Annotated in this window: 1 rRNA gene; it reads left to right on the top strand. The window is 54.5% G+C overall.

Annotation, left to right across the window (positions count from 1 at the left end):
- Positions 1–2,496, top strand: a 23S ribosomal RNA gene (locus tag ABV518_RS22260); the annotation flags it as partial.
- Positions 2,497–2,598 lie beyond the last annotated feature (102 nt).

Raw genomic sequence — 2,598 nt, forward strand, 5'->3', positions numbered from 1 at the left:
GTGACGGCGTGCCTTTTGAAGAATGAGCCTGCGAGTTAGTGTTACGTCGCGAGGTTAACCCGTGTGGGGAAGCCGTAGCGAAAGCGAGTCTGAATAGGGCGTTGCAGTGGCGTGATCTAGACCCGAAGCGAAGTGATCTACCCATGGCCAGGTTGAAGCGACGGTAAGACGTCGTGGAGGACCGAACCCACTTCAGTTGAAAATGGAGGGGATGAGCTGTGGGTAGGGGTGAAAGGCCAATCAAACTTCGTGATAGCTGGTTCTCCCCGAAATGCATTTAGGTGCAGCGTTGCGTGTTTCTTACCGGAGGTAGAGCTACTGGATGGCTAATGGGCCCTACAAGGTTACTGACGTCAGCCAAACTCCGAATGCCGGTAAGTGAGAGCGCAGCAGTGAGACTGTGGGGGATAAGCTTCATAGTCGAGAGGGAAACAGCCCAGACCACCAACTAAGGCCCCTAAGCGTGTGCTAAGTGGGAAAGGATGTGGAGTTGCGAAGACAACCAGGAGGTTGGCTTAGAAGCAGCCATCCTTAAAAGAGTGCGTAATAGCTCACTGGTCAAGTGATTCCGCGCCGACAATGTAGCGGGGCTCAAGTACACCGCCGAAGTTGTGGCATTCAAATATTAGCTCAGCTGCTTCCTTGTGAAGTTAGTTCAGGCGTTTGGATGGGTAGGGGAGCGTCGTGTGGGCAGTGAAGTCGCGGTGTAAACCAGCGGTGGAGCCTACACGAGTGAGAATGCAGGCATGAGTAGCGAAAGACGGGTGAGAAACCCGTCCGCCGAATGATCAAGGGTTCCAGGGTCAAGCTAATCTGCCCTGGGTAAGTCGGGACCTAAGGCGAGGCCGACAGGCGTAGTCGATGGACAACGGGTTGATATTCCCGTACCGGCGAAAAACCGTCCATGTTGAACAGGGGATACTAACCGCCCGAGACCTGACCGCCCACCCTTGTGGTGACGTGGTTTTTGGTGGAGCGCGGGACCGAAACCTGGGAGGCAAGCGTATTAACAGGTGTGACGCAGGAAGGTAGCCAAGCCGGGCGATGGTTGTCCCGGTCTAAGGATGTAGGGCGAACGGTAGGCAAATCCGCTGTTCATGATGCCTGAGATCTGATGGGACCCCCTCACGGGGGGATTTGGTGATCCTATGCTGCCGAGAAAAGCATCGACGCGAGGTTTTAGCCGCCCGTACCCCAAACCGACACAGGTGATCAGGTAGAGAATACTAAGGCGATCGAGAGAATTATGGTTAAGGAACTCGGCAAAATGCCCCCGTAACTTCGGGAGAAGGGGGGCCCCAACCTTGAACACCACATGCTGGTGGGAGGGGATCGGGGCCGCAGAGACCAGGGGGAAGCGACTGTTTACTAAAAACACAGGTCCGTGCGAAGTCGCAAGACGATGTATACGGACTGACTCCTGCCCGGTGCTGGAAGGTTAAGAGGACCGGTTAGCCGCAAGGCGAAGCTGAGAATTTAAGCCCCAGTAAACGGCGGTGGTAACTATAACCATCCTAAGGTAGCGAAATTCCTTGTCGGGTAAGTTCCGACCTGCACGAATGGAGTAACGACTTCCCCGCTGTCTCAACCATAAACTCGGCGAAATTGCAGTACGAGTAAAGATGCTCGTTACGCGCAGCAGGACGGAAAGACCCCGAGACCTTTACTATAGTTTGGTATTGGTGTTCGGAGTGGCTTGTGTAGGATAGGTGGGAGACGTTGAAGCCCGGACGCCAGTTCGGGTGGAGTCATCGTTGAAATACCACTCTGGTCACTTTGGACATCTAACTTCGGCCCGTAATCCGGGTCAGGGACAGTGCCTGATGGGTAGTTTAACTGGGGCGGTTGCCTCCTAAAAAGTAACGGAGGCGCCCAAAGGTTCCCTCAGCCTGGTTGGCAATCAGGTGTCGAGTGTAAGTGCACAAGGGAGCTTGACTGTGAGAGAGACATCTCGAGCAGGGACGAAAGTCGGGACTAGTGATCCGGCGGTACATTGTGGAATGGCCGTCGCTCAACGGATAAAAGGTACCTCGGGGATAACAGGCTGATCTTGCCCAAGAGTCCATATCGACGGCATGGTTTGGCACCTCGATGTCGGCTCGTCGCATCCTGGGGCTGGAGTAGGTCCCAAGGGTTGGGCTGTTCGCCCATTAAAGCGGTACGCGAGCTGGGTTTAGAACGTCGTGAGACAGTTCGGTCCCTATCCGCTGCGCGCGCAGGAAATTTGAGAAGGGCTGTCCTTAGTACGAGAGGACCGGGACGGACGAACCTCTGGTGTGTCAGTTGTACTGCCAAGTGCACCGCTGATTAGCTACGTTCGGATGGGATAACCGCTGAAAGCATCTAAGCGGGAAGCTCGCTTCGAGATGAGATTTCCATACACCTTGTGTGTGAGAGGCCCCCAGCCAGACCACTGGGTTGATAGGCCGGATGTGGAAGCGAGGACTAACGACTCGTGAAGCTGACCGGTACTAATAGGCCGATAACTTACACCACACACCAATGCGTGAACGGCATTCAAAAGACGTTCACACCAAGCACTGGTAAAAAGAAACAAGACTGCTTGCGTCCACTATGTGGTTCCCAAACAACAAACCC

This window comes from Arthrobacter sp. HS15c (assembly GCF_040812005.1).
Lineage (GTDB): Bacteria > Actinomycetota > Actinomycetes > Actinomycetales > Micrococcaceae > Arthrobacter.